This window comes from Dyella halodurans (genome assembly GCF_026283925.1).
Taxonomy (GTDB): domain Bacteria; phylum Pseudomonadota; class Gammaproteobacteria; order Xanthomonadales; family Rhodanobacteraceae; genus Dyella; species Dyella halodurans.
This window is the reverse complement of sequence record NZ_JAPDPF010000004.1, coordinates 213,887-240,135: the sequence shown is the minus strand read 5'-3', so window position 1 is coordinate 240,135 and position 26,249 is coordinate 213,887. Positions and strand designations below refer to the sequence as shown.

Here is a 26,249-nt window from a genome sequence, read left to right as displayed (position 1 = left end):
CAGCCATCATGTCTACTCAAATCCCTGCGGATTCCAGCGCCGCCGCGCCGCCTAAGAAGGGGCGGAAATTCATGCTGAGCGTCCTGGGGGCATGCGTCCTGGTGGGCGTCATCGTCTTTGCGGTCTGGTACGTGCTGCTGAGTCGTTGGTACGAAAGCACCGACGACGCTTACGTCAATGGCAATGTCGTACAGATCACGCCGCAGATCATCGGCACCGTGGTCAGCATCGGTGCCGACGATGGCGATTTCGTCAAGCAGGGGGAGGTGCTGGTCACGCTGGACAAGGCGGATGCGGATGTCGCCCTGGAAAACGCGGCGGCGAACCTTGCCAACACGGTGCGCAAGGTGCGTGGCCTGTACAGCACGGTGTCGGGCGCGCAGGCCGATGTGCTGGTGCGGCAGACGGCACTGCAGAAAGCCAAGGAGGATTACGATCGGCGTGTCGACCTGGTCAGCTCGGGCGCGATCTCGGCGGAAGAACTCTCACACGCCAAAGATACGCTGACCTCCGCCGAAAGCTCGCTTACGACGGCCGAGCAGCAATTGCAGACCAACAAGGTGCTCGTGGACGACACCGTCGTCATGTCGCATCCGGACGTCAAGGCCGCTGCCGCGCAGTATCGTGCCGCCTACCTCAGCGAGGTACGCACGACCCTGTTGGCGCCGGTCACCGGCTACGTCGCCAAGCGCATCGTGCAGGTCGGCCAGCGCGTGCAACCTGGCGCCTCCCTGATGGCGGTCGTGCCGCTGCACGACGTATGGATCGATGCCAACTTCAAGGAAACCCAGCTCGCTCACATGCGTATCGGCCAGCCGGTGGAGGTGACTTCCGACATCTATGGTCACGCGGTGAAGTATGACGGCAAGGTGCTGGAGCTGGGTGTGGGGACCGGTGGCGCCTTCTCGCTGCTGCCCGCGCAAAATGCCACCGGCAACTGGATCAAGATCGTGCAGCGCATGCCGGTGCGCGTGGTGTTCACCAATCCAAGGCAGCTGGACCAGGATCCGCTGCGCATCGGCATGTCATTGGACGTGAAAGTGGACCTGCATGACGAGAGCGGCCCAAGGCTGGCGCATGAGGTACCCAAGAAGCCCGCCTTCAGTACGGACGTTTATCAGCAGCAGCTGTCACACGCCGACGAACAGGTGGCGCAGATTATTCAAACGAACATGGCCGTCAGAGCGAAGTAGATCCGCTGTCGAGGAAGCTATGCCGTGCGGCCTAGCGGGCCGTGGGCATCGCGAACTCGGGGCCTCAGGCGGGGTTGTCGGGCCAGCGCTGCATGACGCTCTTGTAGCGCGTGTAAAAGCGCACGGATTCCTGGCCATAGGCGTGCTGATCGCCGAACAGTGATCGCTTCCAGCCCCCGAACGAATGCCAGGCCGCCGGCACCGGACTGGGCAGGTTGATGCCAACCATGCCTACCTGGATCTGCCGGGTGAAGGCGCGGGCCGCAGCCCCGTCTGAAGTGAAAAGCGATGAGCAGTTGCCCAGTTCATGCGCGTTGACGAGTGCTATGGCACTGGCCAGGTCAGGCACACGGACCACCGACAGGACAGGCCCGAAAATCTCTTCCCGATAGATGCTCATATCGGGTTTCACCTGATCAAACAGCGAGCCGCCGAGAAAGAAGCCCGCCTCGTGACCAGGCACGGTATGACCGCGGCCATCGACGACGAGTCTGGCACCGGCCGCCACGCCTGCCTCGATATAGCCCAACACCTTGCTGCGATGCGCCGCGGTGACCAGTGGGCCCATGTCCATATCGGGTTCCATGCCACCGCCGATCCGCAGCGAGCGTACGCGGGGCGTCAGGCGCTCGATGAGTTCATCGGCAATACGGCCTACCGCCACCGCGACCGAGGTCGCCATGCAGCGCTGGCCAGCCGAGCCATACGATGAGGTGACCAGGGCGTCGACGGCCTGATCGAGATTGGCGTCGGGCATGACGACGAGATGGTTCTTCGCACTGCCCAAGGCTTGCACGCGCTTTCCGCGCCGCGCGCTTTCGCGGTAGATATATTCGGCAACCGGCGTCGAACCGACGACCGAGATCGCAGCTACATCGGCGTGTTCGATCAGCGCATCGACGGCGATCTTGTCGCCTTGCACGACATTGAAGACGCCTTTGGGAAAACCCGCTTGCAGGAACAGTTCAGCCAGTCGAATCGACGCCGATGGCGTGCGCTCCGATGGCTTGAGCACGAAGGTGTTGCCACACGCAGCGGCCATCACGAACATCCAGCACGGCACCACCATGGGGAAATTGAACGGCGTGATGCCTGCGGCCACGCCGACCGGCTGACGCAGGTTCCAGCTGTCCATGCCGACGACGCTCTGATCGGTGAAATCGGTCTTGAGCAGGTTGGGAATGCCGCACGCGAATTCGACGATTTCGATGCCGCGCACTACTTCGCCCTTCGCGTCCGCAAGTAGCTTGCCGTTGTCGCTTGTGATGAGCGTGGCGAGTTCGTCCAGATGCGCTTCAAGCAGTTCCTTGTACTTGAACATCAGGCGCGCGCGCGTCAGGGGCGCGGTTTCGCTCCAGTCCGGAAACGCAGCCTTCGCAGCAGCCACCGCGGCGTCGACTTCACTGGCGCTGGCGAACGGCGCGCGGGCAGCTATGCGGCCTTGTGCCGGATTGAATACGTCACCGAACCTTCCACTCGTCCCGGCGACGCGTCGGCTGTCGATGAAATGACTCAGTTCACGCACGGCGTCACGATGGGCTTCGTTCATACGTCCTCCGCAGGGAGGCTGGCGCTGCGCGCGCCGCGCGTTTTTTCATCCCGCGCCTCGCCATCCCATGGACGCTACGCTCGTCACTGCTTGATGTCGAGCGACGTTATGTGAACTGAGCGCCTTCGTTGAATGTCATCCACCACGAGAAAGCGCATTGCCATGGATCATGTGTCTCGCTCGACCCATTGCGCACGCCAGGCAGGCGCCTCGAACGGATCGGCAAAGTACTGGGTCTCGTGCGCCACCTTGCCATGGCGAAATTCCATGATGCTGACCGTGTAGGCGTGACCACGTTCGTACGTAATGACGTACTCGCTCACCCAGAGATTGCCCTCGCCGGTGATGCGCCGGATCGCAAACCCCGATGGTTTTCCCGGGTGGTGGCCACGTAGCGCTTGCAGGTTGCGCCGGCCGTGAATGACCTCGCCGGACTGCGGGTACTCGCATACTGCGTCGTCGTGATAGATGTCGTGCTCGGCTTCCAGATCACCGGAAGCGGATGCAGCCCAATGTCGATCGAGCGCCATGCGGATGTTCTGCACTTCCATCGTCGGCCTCCACCTGAATCCGCGTGCTTGCGACACCCACGCCTCGCAGGCATCCAGCACGCGGGTCGAGCGGCGCGCAGCAGGCTGGGCCGCTCGGACGAAGAGTCAGGTTGCGCTTAGGCAGGCTGGCATACAAGTGCTCGCGCCCGTCCATCGCGCATCTTGCAATGCCACTCAGTCATGCCGACTTACCGCGCCTGCCGGCGTGTCGAGCAAGGCGGCAAAGTTCTCGGCGACCGCGTCGACGTGGCTTGTCCGTCGCGCTGGAGAGCGGGGGCAGGTCAGGGCGATCTTCGTTCATCGCCATCGGTGCGCGGAGGGGGAGGGATTGGGGCAGGGCGGTACAAGGATCGAATTTGTGACACCAGCTCTGGTGCGGCGCTGATCACGTAGCTTCCAGCGAGTTGGCCGCACCCCCTCATCATCGACCGGGGCACCAAACACGGCCGCATTTTATTACGGGAGAGCCCAACATTCGGGCGCTTGGCCTCGTCCGCCGTGGCCGTGCCGAGGTCGAGCGTACGACCAAGCCATATGGGATGACCAGAGGCAACGCCCAAATTGCGATCGAGTATCGCGCTCACCCTGGGCCCTAAACTTTTTTCTGCCCCCCTGGATAAAGGAAGAAGGCCCACTGAAGGGCCCCTTCAAATGCTTACTAGGGGAAAGGTCCATGGTCGCAGTCATCGCAGGGAATGGTTTGGGTCTGGCCAACACGTCGCTGACCCAGCTGGGCCAGACGTCAGGCGGGCAGGCGGCCCTTGGGCAGGCCCAGCTCGGGTCCTACCTGAACCTGGCGACCGGCAACCTGGTGCTGCAAAACGCCGACGAGGGCCTGATCGTCGACGGCCTGCCGCTTAACGTGCTGCGGACCTATAACAGCCTGGGCCAGCTGAGCGGCAACCAGGGCTGGCTGTTCGGCTTCAGCCGCAGCGTGGGCGGCCTCACCGGCACGCTCAACACCGCCGGCAGCACGATCACCCGCACGGCGGACGACGGCTCGAGCGTGACCTACGCCTATAACGCCACCCTGGGCCAGTACGTCAGCCAGGGCCAGAGCGGGGCGAGCGACACCCTGAGCTGGAACGCGACCACGTCCAGTTGGACCTGGACCGACGGCGCCAGCCGCGTGCAGGAAACCTATAGTGCCTCCGGCCAGCTGCAAACCCTGAGTGACCCCGAGACCGGAGCCAGCTACAGCTTCGGCTACAACACCAGCAACGCTCTGAACACGATTACGGCCAGCGACGGCGACACGCTGACCCTGGGCTACACCGGTAACGCCCTGACCAGCCTGTCGATCAGCGAGATCCCGCCGGGTGGCACCACCGCCGTGGTGCGCCAGCAGGTGCAGTTCGGCTACGACAGTCAGGGCCGCCTGCAGACGGTCACCACCACGCTCGCCTCGGATACCAACAGCACCAGCAGCGCGAGCTACACCACCACCTACGGCTACGACGGCACCAGCGACCGGGTGACCTCGGTCACCCAGAGTGACGGCACCACCGTCAGCTACACCTACGCCCAAGACAGCAACGGCACTTACCGCGTCGCCACCATCACCACCGGCAGCGGCGCCGCCGCGCAGACCCTGAGCCTGAGCTACAACCTCACCACCGACACCACCACGGTGACCGATGGCCTGGGCAACGTCACCACTTATACCTACAACGCCGCCGGCCAGCTGACCCAGGTGGCCGCACCGACCGTCAACGGCAGCAGCCCCACCACGAGCTACCAGTACGACGGCAACGGCAACCTCACCCAGGTGACCGACGCCAACGGCGGTGTCACTACCTATACCTACGATGGCAACGGCAACCGGCTGAGCGCGGAAGACCCCACCGGTCACACCATCACCTACACCTATAACGCCGACAACCAGGTCACCAGCCAGACCACCTACAGCGTGCCGGCCCAAGGCGTGGTGGGGCAGAGCGGTTATGTCGCCCCCAGCGGGGCGCAAACGACCTATTACGTGTACGACAGCAGCGACCGCCTCAACTACGTGGTCGATGCGCTGGGCAATGTCACCGAGCACGACTACGGCACCAGCAGTGGTCTGACGGTGCTCAGCAGCACCAAGCAGTACCTGGGCACCCAGTACAGCTTGACCGGCTTGAGCCCTAGCACGCCGCCGACGCTGGCCCAGCTGCAGAGCTGGGTGGCCAGCAGCCCGGTGCAGGCCACGCTTAGCCAGATGACGCGCACCGACTACAGCTACGACGTGCGGGGCCAGCTCAGTCAGGCGATCCAGTGGGATGTGCTCAACAGCAGTGGCGTCGGCACGCTCAGCAGCGATGTGGGCGCCTCGGTGACGACGTACACCTACGATGCCCAAGGCCGCCTGCTGCACAGCACGACCGAACGTGGCAGCAATCGCACGACGTTGGAGACCACCAGCTACACCTATGACGGCCTGGGCCGGCTGCTCAGCACCACCGATCCGGTGGGCAACGTCACCAGTTACGTCTACACCGACAGCGGCAACCAGCTGGTGATCACCCAGGCCAACGGCCTGACCACCACCCAGCTACGCAACAGCGCCGGGGAGCTGCTCAGCAGCACCCAGTCGGCCACCGGGCAGACCAGCCGGGTGACATCGTATCTGTACAACGCTGACGGCCAGCAAATCGCCACCATCGATCCAGCCGGCAACGTCAGCTACACCTTCTACGATACCGACGGGCGCGTAGCCGGTACGGTCGATCCCACCGGGGCGGTGACTGCCTACACCTACGATGCCGATGGTCACGTCGTTGCGACCACGCAGTACGCGACCCTGGTGAGCACGGCGAGCTGGGTCAGCGGCGGCGCGCTGACGGCGAGCTACCCCACCAGCTTGCCGATCCCCACCGCCACGGCCAACGACCGCACCACACACACGCTTTATGACGCAGCCGGACGCGTGATCGCGGCGATCGATGCGCTGGGCGATGTCAGCACCACGGCGTATGACGGTGACGGTAATGCGGTCAGCACCACGGCCTACGCGACGGCGTTGAGCGGCACGCAGCTAAGTACGCTGGGGAGTGCTCCGACATGGGGCGCATTGCAGGCCGTTCTCACCACTAGCGCCAATGACCGCACGAGTCACGCGATCTATGACGCTGATAGCCAGCTCGTGGCGAGCATAGATGCGGCCGGCTACACCACGGTAACGAGCTACGACACAGCGGGGCGGGTCATCAAGACCGTTGCTTATGCGACCGCCCTGACCGGAGCGCAAATCACTGCGCTGGGGAGTGCGCCCACGCTGGCTGCGGTACAGGCCGACCTGAGCACCCAAGCCAGCGACCAGACCACACGCACTTACTACGACGACGCGGGGCGCGTGGTCGCCCAGGTCGATGCCGATGGGTACTTGACCACCACGGCCTACGACGAAACGACGCACACCACCACCAGTACGCGCTATGCCGCGGTACTGACATCCCAGCAGTTGAGCGCCTTGACCGGTGGCGAGACCACGGCCGCCCTGGTCGCCCTGCTTGGCACGACACCGAGTAGTCAGGTCAGCAGCGATGTCTATGATGCCGATGGTCGCCTGCATCAGAGCACGGCGCCCGACGGCACCGTGACGGTTTACAACTACAACACGGTCGGTCAGCTGCTCTCCACCACGATCACGCCCACCAACGGACAGGGCGCAGCGCGTACAACCAGCGCCACGTACGATGCGTTTGGCGATACGCTCACCACGATTGACGGCGCCAACGCCACTACGCATTACGGCTACAACGTGCTCGGCCAGCGCGTGAGTGCGACCGATCCGCTGGGCAATACCACCTACAGCTACTACGACGCCGATGGACGCGTCGCGTACACCGTGCAGGGGCAGCCCAGTGGCGGCACGCTCAACGCCCTTGGTGCAGTCACCGCCTATACCTACAATGCCTTTGGTCAGGTCACCACGAGTCGCCGCTTTGCCGGCGTGCTGACGCTCACCACCAGCGGCAGCAGTAGTGGCATCACGCTCAATGTGCTGACGGCCACTGCTGCACAACTGGCCACGGCTGCCACGGCGCTGGCGAACCCCGCCCTGGATATCGCGACGACCTACAGCTACACACTGGATGGTCAGGTCGCCGGCACGATCGATGGACTGGGCTATCAAACCGCCTATCAGTACGATGCCTTCGGCGACGTGACGCAGGCCCAGCAGCAGCTGAGCCAGGCCGGCCAGGCCTTGAGCGCCGCCAACAGTACGATCACGCAGTCCAGCTATGACCTGCGTGGCGAGCGCACGGGCGAGACCGATGCGGTTGGTTCGAGCGTCGCACGCAGCACCTCGAACACCTACGACGCCTTCGGTCGAGTCACCAGCACCACCGATGGCGACGGCCATACCGTCACCTACGGCTACGACAACCTCGGTCGCCAGGTAAGTAGCAGCCAGACCGTGCAAGGCCAGACGCGCACCACGCAAACGACTTATGACGCCTTCGATCGTGTGGTCAGCCAGACCGATGCGCTGAACAACGTCACCAGCTACCAGTACGACCTGCTCAACCACAAGACCATCGTCACCACGTCCGACGGCGTGACGATGACCACGGTGAGGGATGCCTTTGGGGATGTCGTCTCCATCACGGATGGCGCCAACGACATCACCGCCTATACCTACGATGCCGACGGTCGCCTGACGCAGACGCAGGATGCGCTGGGCAATATCAGCAAGGACCAGTACGACACCGATGGTCATCTGATCCAGACCACCGACGCCACCGGTCATGTCGTCACCTACAGTTACGATGCGAGCGGCCGGGTGCTCACCCGCACCGTCGATCCGACCAGCCTGGACCCGGGTGGCCTCAACCTGGTGACCACGTATGCCTATGACGGTGCGGGTCGCGAGCTGAGCGTCACGGACCCCACGGGCTCGGTCACGACCTACAGCTACGATGCCGACGGCAACGTGCTGACCCAGGTCCAAGATGCGGGCACGGGCAAGCTCAACCTGACCACGACCCGCACCTATGACGGCGCCAGCAAGACGCTGACCGTCACGGTCGGTGCAGGCACCAGCGCGGCGCGCACCACGCAATACGTCTACGACAACCTCGAGCGCCTGAGTCAGCAAATCGTCGACCCATCGGGTCTGCACCTGACCACGACCTACGCCTACGACGCCAGCAACAATCTTCTCAGCGTCACCAACGCCAACGGCAACGTCACCCGCACCATCTACAACGAAGCGAACGAAGCGGTCATCAGCATTAACCCGGCCGGTGCGGTGACACAGCGCACCTACGATGTCGACGGCCGGGTGACCTCGGTGCACGCCTATGCCACGGCACTGACCAGCGCGCAGCTCACCGCGCTGGGTAGCGCACCCACGCTGGCCGCGGTGACGGCGGACCTGACCGCCACCAGCGCGGACCAGGTGACTTACACCAGCTACAACGCCGAAGGACAGGTGCGTTACAGCATTGATCCGATGGGCTATGTCACCGAGACACGCTACGACAGCGCCGATCGGGTGAGTGAGGTACTGGCCTATAAGACAGCGGTGACGGTATCGGCGGGCGAGGCGACGGTCCTCCAGCAATCGCAGAGCACGTCACTATCCTCGGTGGCCTCGCTGGTTAGCGGGGCGGGCAATACCGACGCCACGGCCGAAGCGACGTTGCACCTGTACGACGCCGACAGCCACGAGCGCTTCACGGTGCAGCAGAACACCGTCAACGGCCAGCTGGTGGGCCTGGTCAGCGAGCAGCGTTACGACGCGGCGGGCCGGGTCATCGCCACGATCGCCTATGGCAGCAGCTTGCCGTTGTCGAGCAGCTCGTCGCTGAGCGCGCAGCTGTCGACCAGTAGCGTGGCGCAGTCCTTGGCCAGTGCACCGAATCACACCACGTACAGCGTCTACGACAACGCGGGTCGCCTGCGCTACACCATTGACGCGACCAATCACGTCACGGAGACGCAGTACGACGCCGATGGGCGTGTGCTGAAGACGATCGCCTACGCCAACCCGATCACGCTGCCGGGCACGCAGACCGTGACCACCCTGGCCAGCGCGATCAGTGCCACCAACAGCGGCACCACGAACGCGCGTATCAGCAGCACGACCTATGATGCCGCGGGTCGCATCACCGCGACCGGCGACGCGCTGGGTACCAACGCCAATTTCCAGTACGACGCCACCGGCCTGCTGACGGCCCGAGCCGATCGCGACGGCAACTGGACCTACGACACCTACGATAAGGCGGGCCGCAAGACGCTGGAACAGAGCCCGCCGGTGACGGTGGGCAGCTACAACGGCACCACGCTGCAGACCGCCGCCAATCAATATCTGTACACGGCCTACGCCTATGACGGCGTGGGTAACGTCACCGCGATCAGCAAGGGCACCGGAGCGAGCTCCAGCAGCATCACGGTTCTCAGCACCACCAGCTACGCCTACGACGCCGCAGGTCACCAGATCAGCACGACGTATCCGGGCAGCGTCAGCACCCACGTGGTCTACAACGCGCTGGGCCAGGCGGTAGTGGATCAAGACGCCGATGGTCACTACCAGTACAAGGCGTACAACACCGATGGCGAGTTGGCCTACAGCGTGGATGCCGACGGCTATGTGACGGCCAACGCGTACGATGCCTACGGCAACCAGGTCAGCACGACCCGCTATGCCACGGCACTGAATACGACGGCCATCAGTGGCTGGAGTGCAGGACAGCCGCTGAGCGTGGCGCAGGTGCAAGCCGGCCTGGTCAGCTCGGGCAGCGACCGCACCATCACCACCACCTACGATCAGCGCAACCAGAAGACGCAAGTACAACAGCCGGCCATCGCCTATGTCTTGGCCATGGGCCCCCTGGCGGGAACGGCCATGGCGGCGGCATCGCCGACCACCACCTACACCTACGATGCCTACGGTAACGTCACCAGTGCATCGACCTTGATCCAACCGGCTAACGCCACCGGTGACGGCAACGCCACGCCGGCGATCTGGGCAACGACGTATACCTACTACGACGCGCTGAATCGGGCTGTCATGACGGTGTCGCCCACGGGGGCCTACACCAGCCCGCAGGGCTACGTCACCACGTCCAGTTACAATGCTTTTGGCGACGTAGTGACGGTAACCCAGTACGCCACGGCCGTCAGCACCAGTGCGGTCAGCGTCACCACGCCTCCAGGCCTGCCACCCGCGGGCACGGTGACGACGGGTTACGACCGTTCGACCACTTACGGCTACGACCTGATTGGCCGCAAGAACAGTCAGACGGATACGGGTGAGTACAGCTACGTCAATGGTGCGGCTGGTATAGCCAGCGGCAGCTCGCTGACCACCACGACCTATGATGGCGAGAACCGCGTCACCAGCGTGACCGTCAATGGCATGACGACCTCGACGACCTATGACGCCGTGGGTCGCGTGACTAGTATCAAGGCCCCGGCTCGTCAGGCACTGGTGAGCAATTGGCAGACATTGTTGCAGCAGACCCCCTCGCTCGACCTGAGCAGCAGCAGCCTGTACACATCGGTTATTCCCGTCACGACCAACGTCTATGACGCTCTGGGCAATTTGCTTACGACCACCGTATCTGCCGGGGGGCAGTCGGCCACGACGAGCTTCTTCTACGACGCCCTCAATCGACAGGTGGGTCAGTCGGATGCGCTCGGCAATTGGTCGTCCACGGCGTACGACAACAATGGCAATGTAACCAGCCAGAGCTATTACCTGCTGGCTGGCAACAGCGGCGCAACCGTCACCACCACCTATACCTACGACGCCAACAATCAGCAGCTAAGCACCTTCACTCAGCGCACTGGGCAGACCGGCTACGACAGCTACAGCCAGGTCAAGTACGACGCGTTTGGTGAAGTGGTCGCCAAGGGCGACAACAACGGTTACGAGGCCATCTACGGCTACAACAATGCCGGCAATCTCATCAGTGCCCCGGACGCGAAGACCGGTGCCATCCATTCGTATGGTTACGACCTGGCCGGTCATCAGCAAACCGACTTCACGACGATTACCGGAGGTAGCAGCACCACTTGGACCCACAACTGGGACGATCTGGCCGGCAATGTTGTCCAGCAGCGTACGCCCAGTGACAGTGCCAGCAGCGGCGTCAATGGCAGTCTGCAGACGACCCGCAGCTATGACCGCTGGGGCAATGTGCTGTCCTATACGGATGCCGCGGGCAACACAACGCAGTACCACTATGACAACCTCAATCAGGTGGTCCAGCAGATCGAGCCCAACGTTCTAGTCGTATCTGCCACCGGCGTGCGTACATGGACGACGCCGTCCAAGGAGTGGTACTACAACGTTAGCGGTCAGCTGATGGGAACCACCGACGAAAACGCCAATTCCAGCTGGAACACGTACGACGGTGCCGGCAACCTCACGGCAGCGCAGGATGGTATTGGTAACGTAACCTACACCGCTTACGACGCGCTGGGTCGCGCCGTCGCCCAGCAAACGCCGCCCGCCAATACCGCCTCCGGTTCGGTGGCGCATATCACCTACACCAATTACGACGCGCTCAACAGGGTCGTGCAGCAGGGCGATTTCCTGCTCAACAGCGCCGGTACGGCGCGCACGCAGCAAGCCCAGCAGACTTACGTGCTGGACACCGGCGGCGACCGCATCCAGGTCACCGATGCGCTGAGCAACACCAGCTACTACAGCTATGACAGTCAGCATCGTGTACTGACCAGCCAGACGCCGATTCAGCATCAGAACAGTTGGCAGGAAACGTACGCGTACGATGTCAACGGCAACAAGATCAGCGACACCACCGCCAATGGCGATGCGCAGACCTGGCTCTATGACTATTTTGGTCGCGTGCAGTGGCATTACGATCTCAGTGGCGCCAAGACCACGTACAACTATGACCCCAGCTCTGGGCTGCTTACCAGCGAAACCAGCACTTGGACGCCGGCTGGACAGAGCAATCCAGGCTATCTCCCGGGCACCCTGACGGGCAGCGGCAGCGAGATCGACTTCACGTACTACGCCGACGGCCAGGTCCAACAGGAGCTGCAGAAGACCGGCGGCACCACCGCGCTGTGGGACAACTACCAGTACGACGCCAATGGCAACCAGTCGGTGGATGCCACCTACACCACGGATGGCGCCGGCGCGACGGTGCACACCGAGACCATCACCAAGTACGACAGCCACAATCGCATCAGCACCGTCATCACCGAGAACCCGGACACCTCCACCGAGAACACGCTGGAGGATTTCAACTACGACGCCGCCGGCAATCGCCGCGCTGTCTTTGTCCAAAGCGCGTATGGCAGCAATGCCGCACCCATCTCCGGTAGCGGCGCTGCGCCGACCACGGGTGGCGTAGGTACCCAGACGGCGACGGCGGGCCAGGCCTGGAATGCGAGTATCGCCAGTGCGTTCACCGACAATGTCGGCTTTGGCCTGACCTTCACCGCTACCGGCTTGCCTAGCTGGCTGTCGTTCAACAGCAGCGGTGTCTTTAGCGGTACGCCGACCGCGGCGGGCAGCTGGACGGTGACCGTCACCGCGACGGACGTGAACGGTCAGAGCGTCAGTGCGAGCGTGGTCGTGACCGTGCCCGTCGCCGCGCCGGTGTTCACCAGTGGGGCGAGCGCCCAGATTGGTGGCGTCGGCGGCGCGATGAGCTTCACGGTGCCAGGGGCGACGGACGCCAATGGCTCAACGCTGACCTACGCTGCCACGCAGTCCAGCGGCGCCGCATTGCCGTCCTGGCTGAGCTTCAATGCCAGCACGCTCACGTTCACGGGCACACCGGCGCCGGGCAGCGTCGGTACCTACACACTGGCGGTCAAGGCCACTGCCGCCAATGGTGGCGCGTCGACGGAGACGTTCACGCTCACCGTGGCGGCAACGCCACCGGTCGTCAACGGCTCGATCAGCAATCAGACGGTATACGGCACGCGCTCCTTTGCCTTCAGCTTCCCCAGCACGTCCTTCAGCGAAACCGATGGCGATTCGCTGACCTACACGTCGGGCACCTACGCTTTCCAGTCGATTCCGGGCGAGCCCACCGTCGAAAATGATTCGCCGTTGCCAAGCTGGATGACGTTTTATCCATCGAGCCTCAGCTTCGGGGGCACGCCGCCGCAGAGCGCCGTCGGCCAGACCTTCAAGCTCTATATCCTGGCCCAGAATCCGCAAGGTCAATCGGCGGAGGCCTATTTCACGGTGACAGTGGCGCAGTACGTGCAGCCGGCGCCGGTGTACAACGGTAACCTTGCCAACCACACCGGCGTCATCGGTGGCGCGTCGGTGAATATCCCGCTTCCGTCCAATGCCTTCACCGAGTCGGACGGTGGTGCGCTCACCTACACCGGCATGGTGCTTATCCCTGCGCACACCTTGACGATCAACAAGGCGGGTGAACCCACCGACACGAACGTGGCGGCGATTTGGGTACCGATCAGCGAGGTGGGTCTGACCGTCAACGCCACCACGGGTGCGATCACCGGTGTGCCACAGTCGATCACGTATGAGACTTCCTCGTTCTCGACGCCGGTCTACGAGACCGACAGCAGCTACCAGATCGAAATCATCGCGACCAACGGGCAGGGTGGCACCGCCGCCGGCACGTTCACGATGACCAACACGTACGCGCCCATTGTTGTCGCGAACCCCATGCCGGCGCAGACCTTTACGGGTGGGGCCAATTTTCAGTATGTAATGCCATCCAATGTGTTCTACGACCCGGCCGGCAACGCGCTGACCTACACCGCGAGCAATTTGCCGAGCTGGATGACATTCAGCGGCGGATTCTTCGACAATGTCTACAACGCGCTTGTTCCCGTCGGGACCTACTACATCACCGTCACGGCGACCGACAAGATTTCCGGCAACTCGACCAGCACCACGCTTACCGTCAATGTGCTGAATGCACCGCCTGTCTTTACTGGCAGTGCCGTCAATCTAGCAGCCACCCAGAACTCCTATTTCAGCTACACGCCACCTGCGGCCACTGATGCTAACGGCGATGCCCTTACTTATAGCGCTGGCATGTTGAGCGGTTCCACCTGGGTCGGCCTGCCGTCGTGGTTAAGCTTCAATGCAAGTACGCACACATTCAGCGGCACGCCACCCTCCGGGGGTACCTATACGCTGGCGATGTGGGCCACTGACACGCATGGTGCCTCGGTGGGCGAATCGTTCACCCTCACTGTGGCCTCGGTGCCGCAACCGCCGCAGTACGTCGGTACCATCGCCGGGGCCGATTACGAGTACAACTATCCGGCAAACGTAGGCATCAATGCGGCGGGTCAGTTTAGCGATCCGCAGGGACAAACCCTGACCTACACGGCGACGCTTTCCAATGGCAACGCATTGCCGTCGTGGCTCGTATTTAATGCCTCCACCCAGCAGTTCTCGGGTAACCCCAACATCCTGCGCGATAGCTATTTAACGTGGACGATCACGATGAAGGCCACGGACGCGAGTGGCCTGTCCAATAGCCTCACGTTCACGATCGGCTATCAGGGCAAGGCAACCGGATCGTCGGCAAGCCTTCAGACGTTGAGTGTCCAGACGCTGCAGGCAACCCAAACGACGACACCCGATGTCCAGAGCTTCTGGTTTACCTACGATGCCGACAACCGCACCGTCGTAAACAACGGTGCGTTGCAGAACGGTCAGATCGTGGTCACGGGTGGCACCTACGAAGACCCGTCATTCGCCAACCAGTACGACGCCGCCGGCAACGTGGTCATCCGCAACTCTGTCAATGCGGCGACCTACCAGGACGTCGAAGGGCCCAACACCATCACCTATAGCGCTGGCGACGCCATGAGTCAGAAGATGGTGTACGACGGCCGTAACGAGTTGGTGCAGTCGTACTACACCGTCGACACCACCATCGGCCAAAGCAATCTTGGCGTAAAAACGCAGTATTGGTACGACGCTGACGGTCATCAGGTCGGTAGCAACAACTATCTGGCCTCCAACACCACCGAGAGCATTTACGGCCTGCCCGACAAGCCAACCGGCTACATGTATCTCAACATTGGCGGCTGGCTCGGCTACGGCTCGGCGACCGCTTACAACGCCGATGGCGTGGTTACCGAACAGGTGAGCTGGAACGCGCCGACGCGCAACTGGACCCAAATCGGCCAGCAATACTTTGACGGCAATGGCACGCTGCCCGATGGTGGCCAGAGCGCCGTACCCACCATCAGCAGTGATGGTCCCGAGGTGATGGCTTCCACCACCACCTACACGGCCTTTGATCACGAGGACAATGTCACGGCGTACAGCTACACCCAGCCGGCGGTGAGCGGAGGCAACGGGGCCTACGGCGCCAACTACACCGTGAGCTACATCAAGAAAGACGGTTACCTGGAGCAGAGCACCAGCGGTACGCCGACCGTGTCCGGCTACGTGCCGGCCACCGACACCAGTTACTACGACGACTTCGGTCGCCGCATTGCCGTGTCGCAGACCAGCCAGAACGGTGCGGGCACCGCTCAGAACGAGACCCGCGCGTTTGCCTACGACGCCACCGGCGACATCGTCGAGCGTCGCACCGGCACCTCCAGCGGCAGCACGTTTACGCCCAATGGCGGCAACGGTACCGATCACTACACCTACGTCAACGGCCAACAGCTGGGCGACATGGATGAAGCGGGCGATATCAACGTGTCCGGCACGCTCACCGGATTCAGTAGTGGCAACCCGACGCAGTACGTGGTGCAGGCGGGCGATTCGCTGGAGAGCATCGCGCAGTCGGTGTACGGCAACAGCGGCATGGCGTACATCATTGCCGCGGCAAACGGCCTCACGGGGGATAGCGGGCTGGTGGTGGGGCAGTCGATTACCGTGCCGTCGGTGACGACGCATGCGAACACGTCGACTACGTTCAAGCCATACAACCCAGGTCAGATCATCGGCAGTACGACGCCGAGCTTGCCGGCGGTGCCACCGCCGCCGCCGAGTGCGTCGGGGTGTTCGGGGGTGGCAGAGATCGTCATGGTCGCGGTGGTGATCGTGGCCAGCATTTACACGGCGGGCTTGGCAGCGGAGGCGTTTGCTGGGGCGACAGGATCGGTATGGGGTGCGGGCGTTGCTGCGTTGAGTGGTAGTTATGGCTTGGCGGGCGCAGGTGCGGCTGCTATTGGAGGATTTGTTGGTAGTGTAGCCGGTCAGATTACGGGGGATGCGGAAGGAATTAGTAGCGGATTCTCATTAACTCAGGCATTGACCAGCGGCTTGGCCGCTGGGTTGACGGCGGGTATCGGCAGCGAGATCGCCAGCACCGGCAGCGACTCTTCGGCGCTGGCGAGCGCAGCAGGCAAATTGAAGCCGGCTGGCGCAGCGTTGCTAGGTGCGGGCAGCTATGCCAGCAATGTCGTAGCTGCCCATATCACGGGACAGGCGAGCCAGTTCAGCTGGGCGGGCGTGGTGGCGTCGGCGGTGGCATCAGGGCTGACTGCAGAGGCGGGGTTGAAGGGTGGGGCTTTGCAGCAGTTGGGCGACAGCTCGGGAAGCTTCACCCGGGATGTGGCGGGTGGGTTGATGTCCGGTGCCTTGGACAAAGAGACCTCGCAACTGCTGGGCGATGACCGCACCAGTACATGGAGTCAGATCGGCGAGGACGCATTTGGGAATGCGTTGGGGAATGCGGCCATTGCGGGGATGAGCAGCCCGGGCATTGCGCAGCAAGGCTATCAGTTCGACTTTACGAAGGGCGGGCAGGGTGTGGGCGCGCAAGGGGCCGCGTCAGCAGATAGCGGCATCTCCGATGCCTTGATGGCGCAAGTTGTGAGTGGAGGTCCTTCGGTCGCTGCTTCCGACTGGCAAACGGTATACGACACATTCGGCACAGTGCGACCGAGTTCTGCGGCAGCGAGCGGCTTCACGCGACTCGAATCTGACGCGGAGATCGCTGAGAATCAGGCCGACATTGATCGCCTAACCGCACAAGGACGCGACATGTCGGCCGCGCAACAGGCGCTCGATGAATATCGCACGCGCACCTATGTCGGTGAGGACAGTGGGGATTCGAGTAACTATTCTCAGAGCGCCGGGGGCCCCGGGTCAGACCAGGGATCATCCGGAGGGGGCCTTGCTGGGTATCCGCTAGCGACAGCTGGAACAGGCTTTGGCCCAGCGTACTGGCAAGGTCAGCCGCTACAGGGCACATCGAACTTCTCCCTGGGAGGGGCCTATAGCAATCTTTGGGGCCCGGTGGCATCGCCGAATAACACGTCGGGACCCATCGCACCGGTTGATACATCGTCGCAAAACGTTGGCATCGACCTTCCTTACAAGGACGAGGGAATCCTGAGCTCATCGATCCTGAGCGGCACCATGGATCTGGTGCGTGGCCTTGGCGAAGCGGGCATGCAAGTGCGGGTGGGTGCGTCCGTGCCCAAAGGCTGGACCGCCGCTGTGATCGCCAATGGTGGCCGTGCATCAGCGTTTGCAAACCCCGCGCCCGCGATTCAGATCGGCAGGAATCTTGCCACTGACACCGGTGCGGTGCTGGATTTAGCCAAGGTGTTGAAGGGAGTGGCACCGGCGTTGAAAACTGCGGGTAAAGTGCTGGCCAGAGGTGCTGTGGGACTTGAGCTCGCAACCATGAAATGGAGTGATCCACTAGATTGGGGGCACGTGGGAGTCAGCGCTGGATCCATTTTTGCTGCTGATGCCATTGCTGGCGCAGCCGGTGGTCCGGTTGGCGCAGCCGCAGGTATCGCCTGGGGCGTGATCGATTACGAAGCTGGCAAGTTTGAGTACCATGGTCAGAGCGGATGGCGTGCGCTTTATCACTACGGCAGCGATAAGATCGATCAGCTTTACAATCAGAGCAACCCGACCACATTACAGCGTTAGTCAGTCAGGGGGCATGCGCGACACCAAGAGGCTCCGGCCGCAACGCGACCGGAGTTGTTTCGAATCCAAGGGACGCGATGTATCAATTTATCTGCTTCGGGTACTACATGTCTTTCCAACGCTCGTTGACAGGAAGTGGCGACGTGGCGGATGCCAAGGGGAATGCTGATTGGACGAGCTTCCTTTATTTTATGGCGCTTTCTTTCTGGTTGCTCAACGTACTTGAACCACTGACCGGCCTTCGGACCGCGCTGGAGCAAGTGTGGCAGGCGTGGTGGCACGGGCGGATCGATCCACGAGGGGGATCGATCTTGTTTGTAATGCCCTTGAGTTATGCATTGAATTATTTTTGTTTGAATCGCCGCCACGAGGCGATCGTGGCGCGCTTTGCACAAGTCAAGTTACCCAGGTATCGCTGGTTTACGTTGGTAAATTATCTTGTGGCAATGCCGCTTATCCTTCTTGGTGGCGCGAGTCGGGTCTGGCTCCTTCCTGCGACGGGGGCCATGGCGGCCTTATGGCTGTTGGTGGAGTTTGGCTTCCACACATGGCTCCGAGGGAAACACATCGGAAAACAGGATGGAGTGGACCGCTCCTGATTTCTTGGACACCAAAGCGCGAGGACAATCCCTGCACGGAAGTGTTCGATGGAAAAGCATCAACGATTCACGGCTGACATCGAAAACGCATCGAAAACGGCACGCATCGAAAACGCGAAAACGGGACGGGGGTAGTAAATCGCGCCCAGTTCAGTCGCCTTCTCGCTTTGGTCGCCCCGGTGCTCTTGCAACGACAGGGAGCTGGGGTCCTTTTCATCCTGGCTTGGAATGTCGCGCTGCCCGGCGAAAGCAGGGTCAGATTGGACAACCGTCGATCTCTCGGGCGGTTTAGCTCGGGACGAGTGCTATGTTCTCGAGACGTGCAAGGGTACATTTCGGCGCAACGCTTTCACGTTGCGCCGAAGGGACTGCATTCCACCCCAACTTTCTATCGTCGTCTAAAGCGGGAAAACGGGACAGCGGGAAAACCGAAAACGGGACGGAGGTAGTTAAATCGCGCCCCGTCCAGTCACCTTCTCGCTTTGGTCGCCCTGGTGCTCTTACAACGACAGGGGGCTAGGGTCCTTTGCACCCTGGCTTGGCATATCGCGCGGCCCGGCGAAAGCGGAGTCAGATTGGACTACCGCCGATCTCTCGGACGGTTTAATTGGGCACGAATGCTATGTTCTCGAGACGCGCAAGGGTACATGTCGGCGCAACGCTTTCACGTTGCGCCGACAGGACCGCATTCCTGCCTATTTTTCGATAATCGTCTAAAGCGTTTTGCGCGTGACGGAGCCGGATGTCATCCACGACCCGTTGAAGTACGAAAGCTCTTCATATGCTGTGATGGCGCCTGCATTGCCGTTCAACACCATGCTCACATTTGAGCCTGAATTGCAGAACGAGGTGTTGCCCGACATCTTGAACTGGATTGGACGTCCGTCTTGCGCCAACGCAGACATGTGCGAGCCGTAGGCATTGGGTCCCTGCTGACTATTAAAGTAGCTCGAGCAGGAGGTGAACGTCAGGCCATGAATATCTACGACCTGACTGGGTAGTCCGATCGTAGTCGAGGTACCGGTCAACAATAGCCAGCCGTCCCTTTGATTGCTTTCGGCGCCGCATGCCAAGAACGATACGCCCACCATATTGGTCATGGCATATCCCCACACGTTTTGATCCGAGCCGCAGGCAGTGAACGACGAATAGGTCATGCCGTTCAGTGACCAGCCAATGCCTTTGTTGCTGCTTGCATAGCATCGGCTGACATCAATAGATGTGTGGTAGCCGGCAAACAGAAATCCTATGCCGGCATTGCTGGCTGACCAGCAGTCTGACAATGTCCCCATGTAGGCGTTGACGAAGAAGAAGCCGTTGGCGCCGCAATTTTGGACGCGGACGTTTTTGATCGTAAAGAAGGAGCAGTATCCGCCGGTACCCACCGCATTTCCGCTGCCCACGAGAACACCATTGCCAGGGGCGCCGTTTATCAATAGATCTTCAATGCCAAACTACGCACCAGCGTTGAAAGCGATTCCTGAAGACCCGGTGCTTGCGCTACTGAAGTCGAGATAAGTGCATTGTGGCCCGTCCCCGCGGACAATGATGTTGTGCACAACGCCGGCACTGTAGGCAGTGAAAGCTAGCGTTGAGCTGCATTTGTATTGGCCGGCGGGAAAATAGAGCACGCCCTCGCGAAAATCATTGTTTTGTTGAGGTGTGGCAATGGCGGCGAGGATCGCGGACGTGTCGTCAGTGACTCCGTCACCAACGGCACCAAATGTCTTTACGTTGGTCCAGATGGTTGATGGTGAGGATGATTGTGCTGAAGCTTGAGTAGGGAGCGCGATCAATGCGCCTCCCACTGCGAGTGGGATCGAACCAATAAATTGTCGTCTCTCCATGAGTCCCTCGAAAGTAGGTTTGTCAATCCGCTTGCCCAGCTTGGGCCACTATGGCGGCTGCCGAATGAGGCGGCAACCAAGAAAGGGGTCTGGCTGGACTACTCCTGATTTCTCGGACGAAAAGAAATAAAACAGGGACCAAAGTCAACTTCTGAAAAGTGCACTCTGATCCCTGTCGTTACTCATGGCTCCGAGCAGTCTTAAGGAACGCCAACGTTAGGTACGTAACCTAAGACACCGACACGCTGGTAATTCGGTGGTGTCACTGTTGCCACAGAGTCATAGAAATCCCCATCATAAGGGTCATAATAACGAACGAGCGGGGAAGTATTGGCTGCCTGGTAAGAGTATATATACCCATAAACTCCCTCAACGATTTGACCTTCGCAACTTGATGAGGTTGAAGAAAAATGCCGATTTCCTGCAGAAATATGGCAGCGATACAGTGGCATGGTGCCACTTGCCTGCATCGGAAGGACGTTCCAAGCGATTCCCTGTAAGTTGAATCCATTGCTCAACCCTTCGAGGACTGAAGTAGTCACGAAATGATTATTGGTGCCGGGAGCATAGAATTCATATGCGGGAGTAGACGTCGAAAATGGGTAAGCGTAACCATTCTTGAATGCACTACTAACGGCGGTATAGTAAGCACCAAGCGAGCCGGCTCCAGAATTATAGCTGCTTAACCCCTGGAATCCGGTGGCATTCGGCCAAATGAACGGAATTATTGCGACAACGTCAGGGTCGCCTATCGATAGCGCAACGTAAGCCTGAAGCTCCTGTTCCAAGGCCGCATTACAGCACAAACTATTACTTTGATAGCCAGCTTGGGGGACAAGAACGGTGCGTTGGTTTGAATTCAATCGACTCCTGAGTCCAGAGTAGGCCGCCGAATAGGACTGGCCATTAGCGCATGTCCATTGACCATTGCTGTAACAGTCTATGCCAGCCCAATCGACGAGGCTGAGTCCGAGATAGTTTCCTGGCTGATATATAATCATTAGTGGTACGCTGGGAAAAGCGGTGCGTACCGCGTTGGCTTCTGCGCTCAATGCTTGTATTGATACACCGGCGCCATCGGGCTCGTCGTATAAATAGAACGCTGCCACATCATTGGCCGCAACCTGAGCTGAAATGCTCTGAGCAAAATTGCTCCAATTAGTGCCCCAGCCGTTAATCAGGTTAGGGGAGTTTCCTTGATTTTGAAAAAAAACGCCTTGAACTGAAACGATCGACTTCATGCCATAGTTTGATGCTTCAGTAATTGCTTTTGGTACATCTGCGGTATCCGCCCCAAGAGCTATGTATGACACGTTCGCGTATGGTGCTAATGCCGCGGTATAGTCACCTGGGCCTGCATAAGTGTCCCAGTATCCGACGAGAACGTTATTACCCGCTTGTAGGGACGTTGCCGTTAGAAGGGTCAACGCCATGACCAATAATGCGATTTTTTTAGATTGCATAGAAAATTCCCTTTTGGTTGCAGGTCTAAGTTCATATCATTTGAAATCATTTCTGGTTTATGGAATCTCCTCATTCGCCATTGATACCCTGGGCTACTCCAGGACGGTTTCCACTCAGATGATGACTCATGATTGATGTCGATAATGGCGACCCAACCACGCTTTTTTTGCGCGAGCACCAATGTGGAAAACGAGGCGGACGTAGTTGAGTTGCGACCCATTCAGTCGGCGTCTGGGTACTCTTGCCAAGACTGGGTGTCCCAAAGTCTTTTCTCCATGGCTTGGAATATCCGGAAAGACGGGGTGGCAGTCCAACCTGCCGTGTTCAGCAGTTCTGCCCCCGTTCCGGCTGAGTAATAGAGGTTCGCCATTGAGGAACGCCCGCATTGCGCGGGCGTTGTTGATGGGCGAGCGACTGGATCGGCCGGGCTCGCATGGCTTGGGTTGCTGCCTTGTCGCGAGACGACGGCGCTTCGGTGTTGCTCTGTTTGCTATTCGAAGCCCAGTTCGTCCAGCGATGCCTTGCAGGCGAGTTCTGCCTGTTCGCTGAGGAAGTAGAGCGCGGCGAACATACCCTCGGTGACTTCGTTATCCAAGGGCCAGTTGCCGGGTTCCATTTCTTGGCATTTCGACTGGATCACGCGGAAGGTGTCGCTATTGACCAGGATGCGCGTCACCGCCTGGATGCCCATGCACAAGCCGGCGATTCGGGCGGCGCGGAACTTGTCGCCGTCCTTGGCGCGCGAAAACGTCCAGAACGGACGGCAAAGCGGATTGGTGGGACGGGGGACGGCGTTGGGCGCGGAAGGGCCTGCGGCTGCCGTATGATCGACTGTAGCCATGATCAACTCCTAACAAGTTGGTTGTGGTTAGCGGGTCGTCTGGGTTGCTGCCCTTTCGGCCCGCGCTATTTCACTTGCGATCAAGCAGAGCGTCGGCGGGAAGAATGGGAACTTTGCAGCCGCCGACGCACGGACCTTCGCACGCGGCGCGAGCCGTGTCCGTCCGGAAAAGTCTCGCGCATGGCTTGAGAAGCGCTGCGTTCCGCGTGGTGCGGGAGTCGGCTTCCGTGTGGGGTTTAGCTGTTATTGGCGTCAGCGATTCGCAAGCGCGCGGCGCCACCCCACCGGCTGCCTCGCTTTATGGTGTCCGATAAATCAGGGGGCAAATAGCCCCGTTTCAGGCACGCCTCAATGCTTCAGGTTTTGCACCATGTCGACGAACTGCGCGCGAAAGCGCTCATCGAGATCCATCGCCTGGTTGATGCGTTCGATCATCGGCTGGAAGTGCGTGCTCTGGCGGAAGTCGCTACCAAATTCCCACAGGATGATTTCCCGCAGTACGGGCTCCCGCACCATGTCCATCGCCGCGGGATCATCCACATCGGTGTCGGCAACCAAGGATTGGAGTCGCTGACGAAGCTGTGCGGTGGAGTGTTCTGAAATGGAAGACGCTTGATCGGTCCTGGTCGCGTTGACCGAGGGAGCGGAAGCCGCGGCCGACCTCGATTGTGCTTTGCCTTGAGCCAATGCGCGCATCGTTTCCAGTAACGAAGAACCTGGCGTGATGCGATCGGAGCTCATGGCGATGTTCCTTTGGAAAGTGGCGAGCGGAGTGTAACGGCGATGAGGCACTCACATAAAAGGTGATGGCCATCACAAGCGAAATGCCTACTTTCGACGCTGCGTTTTGAGAATCAACGCTAGCGCATTCGCAAGGGTACGTTGCGTCGTCGGTAAATCTTGCGGCGAGCACGCTTACGGCGTTGATTTTACGAAGCTATATGTCGCAATTATATGCGTCGTATACAGCTTGTTGACAGTTTCTTCGCAGCACGCCTAGTCTCCCCACGTCGCAGCTCAGGTCATTGTTTTCGATCTGCTGGACAGTGCGGGGGCGCTGTTCTGAGGGGCTGGAATGCAAGGGGGCGTGCGGTCATCTGCCGTGCGTAAATGGACTTACGTGACCGATATCATCCTGGACGCAGGGCATGGCGTTGCCTTGCCTGATGTGTTTATCCGTATTCAGCGCGAGAAGTTTAGGGGCGACCTGTGAGCCGCCTTGCCTCACTGGAGGCTTTCGCGGATCGCGATCCGGCCAACGTCGACCTGCTTTGCGACTTGCTCGATCAATTGCTGATCGAAGGGCAGGTGGCGCGGGCAAGGCAGCGTTTGCAGCAAGCTCCACTAGCGTTGCGAAGCCTGCCTGGCGTGCTGTTTCGCGAAGCGCGTTGCGCGCTCGTGGACGGCGACTTCGTGAACGCGGTGGCGCTGTTGCAACCGCTTGCATCGACCATGCGGCCCGTGCCTGGCGGACTATGTCACGACCTTGCATTCGCGCAGTTTCGGCTCGGCCAACTGGACGAAGCGCTTGGCACGCTATCTCTGGCAGCATCTCCGGAAGCCGATGCCGCCGCAGCGCTTGCATTGTTGAAGGCGCGCATCCTGTATCACCAGCAGCGAATCGCTGAAGCCCTGGTGATTTTGGACGGTGTGCCCCAGGGGGGGCGCCACGCGGAGTTCCATGGCTTGCGCGCCATGCTGCTGCTTGATGACGGCCAGACAGCCGAGGCGGCGCAAGCAGCGACGCAGGCCTTGAACGAAGATCCTGCCCAGTTCGATGCCGGTTTGGTCAGCGGCACGTTGGCCTTATGGGATCGACGCGACGATGTCGCCGTACCCATGTTTCAGCAGCTGATTGCCGCGCAGCCAAACGCGGGCAGGGCCTACCTCGGGCTAGGGGAAGGCTTGATGATGCGGGGCGATATCGTCGCCGCCAGGGCCGTGCTGGATCGCGCAGCAACCTACATGCCCGAGCACATCGGTACCTGGCATGCGCTGGCGTGGTGCCAGCTGCTGCAGGGAAACCTGGATGGCGCGCAACAGAGCTTCGACAACGCGTTTGCCTTGGATCGAACGTTTGGAGAAACCCACGGTGGCCGTGCGTTGATCCATGCGTTGCGTGGTGAAAAGGAAGCGGCTGGTGAAGCCATCAAGCGCGCGTTGCGCCTTGATCCGAACGGACGTTCGGCGCGCTACGCACAGAGCGTGTTGCTGCTCGACGAGGGTAGGGAAGCAGAAGCCCAGGCGATTATTCAGTCGCTGACGGCTTCTTCCCTGAAAGGAAGCACGCCAATCTCGCCGGAGTTTGTCTACACGCTGCGAAACCTGCTGCGTCCGGCACAGGAGCGCCCGCGTGGACACTGATGTCGCCATGCATCTGCTGGCGCAGACACTGCTGACGGCGGCCAAGGTGAGCGCGCCGATCCTGGTCGCCACCTTGCTGGTGGGTGTCGTGATTTCGATCGTGCAGGTGGTCACGCAGATCCAGGAAATGACGCTGACCTTCATTCCGAAGCTTGTCGTCGTGGTCGCGATGTTTGTGATGACAGGCGCCTGGATGATGGCTGTCGTGGTGGAGTTCACGCAGCATCTGTTTGGTCTTGTGGCGGGAATGTAGGAGTTATGGAAGTACTCGAAAGGGATGTCGCGACGTTTCTGTTGGCCATGGCGCGTTTTGCGCCGTTGCTGATGGTGCCGGCGCTTGGCCCCTTGGCTTGGGTGCCGGGAACGGTGCGTATCGTCGTGGTGATTGCGCTTGCTTTGACGGCGGTGGGCGCGGCGGGAGCGGCTACCGTTGCCGCCGGCACGATGGAATCGCCGGTGTTGCTTGGGCTGGCCATGGGCGGCGAGAGCCTGGTCGGTCTCACGTTTGCGCTCGCGGTCGTACTGCCCACCGCGGCACTCGGATTTGCGGCGCGCATGGTCGACATGCAGTCGGGTGTGGCGGCAGCGAGCCTGCTCAACCCCTCGACGCACACCACCGAGTCGTTGTTTGGCACGGTGATCCAGTGGGGCGGCATGGTGGTGTTCTTTGCCCTGGGACTGCACTTGGTCCTGCTGCGAGGGCTGGTCTCGTCCTTGAATCTGGTGCCGCTGGGTAGCGGCCGCATCGTGGTTTCGCCAACGGTATTCATGAGTCTGCTATCCACCCAGTTCCTGCTGGGCCTGATGGTGGTGCTGCCTGTGATCCTCGGCTTGTTCGCCATTGACCTGGGAACGGCCTACGCCAGCCGATCGATGCCCCAGGCCAATATCTATTTCGTGGCACTGCCGCTCAAGGTGCTGGCTGGATTCACGCTACTGGCGGCGACGCTTCGCTTTTCGCCACCGCTGATCGAACGCTTGTTCCGCGGGGCGTTCTCTGCGCTGCCGATGGCCGGGGTCCATTGA

General features: G+C 60.9%; 13 protein-coding genes. 6 read left to right on the top strand and 7 right to left on the bottom strand.

The window, feature by feature from the left end:
• The first annotated feature begins 5 nt into the window (after window positions 1-5).
• Window positions 6-1,193: an efflux RND transporter periplasmic adaptor subunit gene (locus OUZ49_RS10135; RefSeq protein WP_380004650.1), complete on the top strand. Its 1,188-nt coding sequence runs from the start codon at window positions 6-8 to the stop codon at window positions 1,191-1,193.
• A gap of 64 nt (window positions 1,194-1,257) precedes the next feature.
• Here OUZ49_RS10135 and OUZ49_RS10130 read toward each other — a convergent pair whose 3' ends face one another.
• On the bottom strand, window positions 1,258-2,742 hold the full coding sequence (locus OUZ49_RS10130; protein WP_266150262.1) for a CoA-acylating methylmalonate-semialdehyde dehydrogenase: 1,485 nt from the start codon (window positions 2,740-2,742) through the stop codon (window positions 1,258-1,260).
• Between the two features lie 167 nt (window positions 2,743-2,909).
• Complete coding sequence (locus OUZ49_RS10125; protein ID WP_266150261.1) at window positions 2,910-3,293, bottom strand: nuclear transport factor 2 family protein; 384 nt, start codon at window positions 3,291-3,293, stop codon at window positions 2,910-2,912.
• A gap of 673 nt (window positions 3,294-3,966) precedes the next feature.
• Between OUZ49_RS10125 and OUZ49_RS10120 the strand changes: the two genes are divergently transcribed.
• Both OUZ49_RS10120 and OUZ49_RS10115 read left to right on the top strand, forming a co-directional pair.
• Window positions 3,967-18,108, top strand: a complete 14,142-nt coding sequence (locus OUZ49_RS10120; protein ID WP_266150260.1) for a putative Ig domain-containing protein — start codon at window positions 3,967-3,969, stop codon at window positions 18,106-18,108.
• A gap of 77 nt (window positions 18,109-18,185) precedes the next feature.
• Window positions 18,186-18,707: a hypothetical protein gene (locus OUZ49_RS10115; RefSeq protein WP_266150259.1), complete on the top strand. Its 522-nt coding sequence runs from the start codon at window positions 18,186-18,188 to the stop codon at window positions 18,705-18,707.
• A gap of 713 nt (window positions 18,708-19,420) precedes the next feature.
• Here the strand turns inward: OUZ49_RS10115 and OUZ49_RS10110 are convergent.
• The 5 genes from OUZ49_RS10110 to OUZ49_RS10090 all read right to left on the bottom strand — a co-directional run bounded on the left by OUZ49_RS10110 (window position 19,421) and on the right by OUZ49_RS10090 (window position 23,600).
• Complete coding sequence (locus OUZ49_RS10110; protein WP_266150258.1) at window positions 19,421-20,110, bottom strand: hypothetical protein; 690 nt, start codon at window positions 20,108-20,110, stop codon at window positions 19,421-19,423.
• Between the two features lie 51 nt (window positions 20,111-20,161).
• Window positions 20,162-20,554, bottom strand: a complete 393-nt coding sequence (locus OUZ49_RS10105) for a glycosyl hydrolase family 28-related protein (protein WP_266150257.1) — start codon at window positions 20,552-20,554, stop codon at window positions 20,162-20,164.
• A 200-nt stretch (window positions 20,555-20,754) separates the two neighbouring features.
• On the bottom strand, window positions 20,755-22,017 hold the full coding sequence (locus OUZ49_RS10100; protein WP_266150256.1) for a hypothetical protein: 1,263 nt from the start codon (window positions 22,015-22,017) through the stop codon (window positions 20,755-20,757).
• A 491-nt stretch (window positions 22,018-22,508) separates the two neighbouring features.
• Window positions 22,509-22,859: a hypothetical protein gene (locus OUZ49_RS10095; protein ID WP_266150255.1), complete on the bottom strand. Its 351-nt coding sequence runs from the start codon at window positions 22,857-22,859 to the stop codon at window positions 22,509-22,511.
• A gap of 348 nt (window positions 22,860-23,207) precedes the next feature.
• A complete protein-coding gene (locus OUZ49_RS10090) occupies window positions 23,208-23,600 on the bottom strand; it encodes a hypothetical protein (protein ID WP_266150254.1) in 393 nt (130 codons plus the stop codon).
• 468 nt (window positions 23,601-24,068) lie between these two features.
• Between OUZ49_RS10090 and OUZ49_RS10085 the strand changes: the two genes are divergently transcribed.
• From OUZ49_RS10085 to OUZ49_RS10075, 3 genes are read left to right on the top strand one after another with little or no spacing between them, the layout of a single operon-like run.
• Window positions 24,069-25,223 (top strand): tetratricopeptide repeat protein, encoded by a 1,155-nt coding sequence (locus OUZ49_RS10085; RefSeq protein WP_266150253.1) that lies wholly within the window; start codon window positions 24,069-24,071, stop codon window positions 25,221-25,223.
• Between the two features lie 7 nt (window positions 25,224-25,230).
• Complete coding sequence (locus OUZ49_RS10080) at window positions 25,231-25,476, top strand: flagellar biosynthetic protein FliQ (RefSeq protein WP_266150252.1); 246 nt, start codon at window positions 25,231-25,233, stop codon at window positions 25,474-25,476.
• Between the two features lie 5 nt (window positions 25,477-25,481).
• Window positions 25,482-26,249, top strand: a complete 768-nt coding sequence (locus tag OUZ49_RS10075) for a flagellar biosynthetic protein FliR (protein WP_266150251.1) — start codon at window positions 25,482-25,484, stop codon at window positions 26,247-26,249.

Coding starts and splice junctions, on each gene's coding strand:
- OUZ49_RS10100 (WP_266150256.1), bottom strand. CDS start 22,017: ATGCAATCTAAAAAAATCGCATTATTGGTCATGGCGTTGACCCTTCTA.
- OUZ49_RS10095 (WP_266150255.1), bottom strand. CDS start 22,859: ATGGCTACAGTCGATCATACGGCAGCCGCAGGCCCTTCCGCGCCCAAC.
- OUZ49_RS10080 (WP_266150252.1), top strand. CDS start 25,231: ATGCATCTGCTGGCGCAGACACTGCTGACGGCGGCCAAGGTGAGCGCG.
- OUZ49_RS10130 (WP_266150262.1), bottom strand. CDS start 2,742: ATGAACGAAGCCCATCGTGACGCCGTGCGTGAACTGAGTCATTTCATC.
- OUZ49_RS10075 (WP_266150251.1), top strand. CDS start 25,482: ATGGAAGTACTCGAAAGGGATGTCGCGACGTTTCTGTTGGCCATGGCG.
- OUZ49_RS10125 (WP_266150261.1), bottom strand. CDS start 3,293: ATGGAAGTGCAGAACATCCGCATGGCGCTCGATCGACATTGGGCTGCA.
- OUZ49_RS10090 (WP_266150254.1), bottom strand. CDS start 23,600: ATGAGCTCCGATCGCATCACGCCAGGTTCTTCGTTACTGGAAACGATG.
- OUZ49_RS10120 (WP_266150260.1), top strand. CDS start 3,967: ATGGTCGCAGTCATCGCAGGGAATGGTTTGGGTCTGGCCAACACGTCG.
- OUZ49_RS10105 (WP_266150257.1), bottom strand. CDS start 20,554: ATGGAGAGACGACAATTTATTGGTTCGATCCCACTCGCAGTGGGAGGC.
- OUZ49_RS10115 (WP_266150259.1), top strand. CDS start 18,186: ATGTATCAATTTATCTGCTTCGGGTACTACATGTCTTTCCAACGCTCG.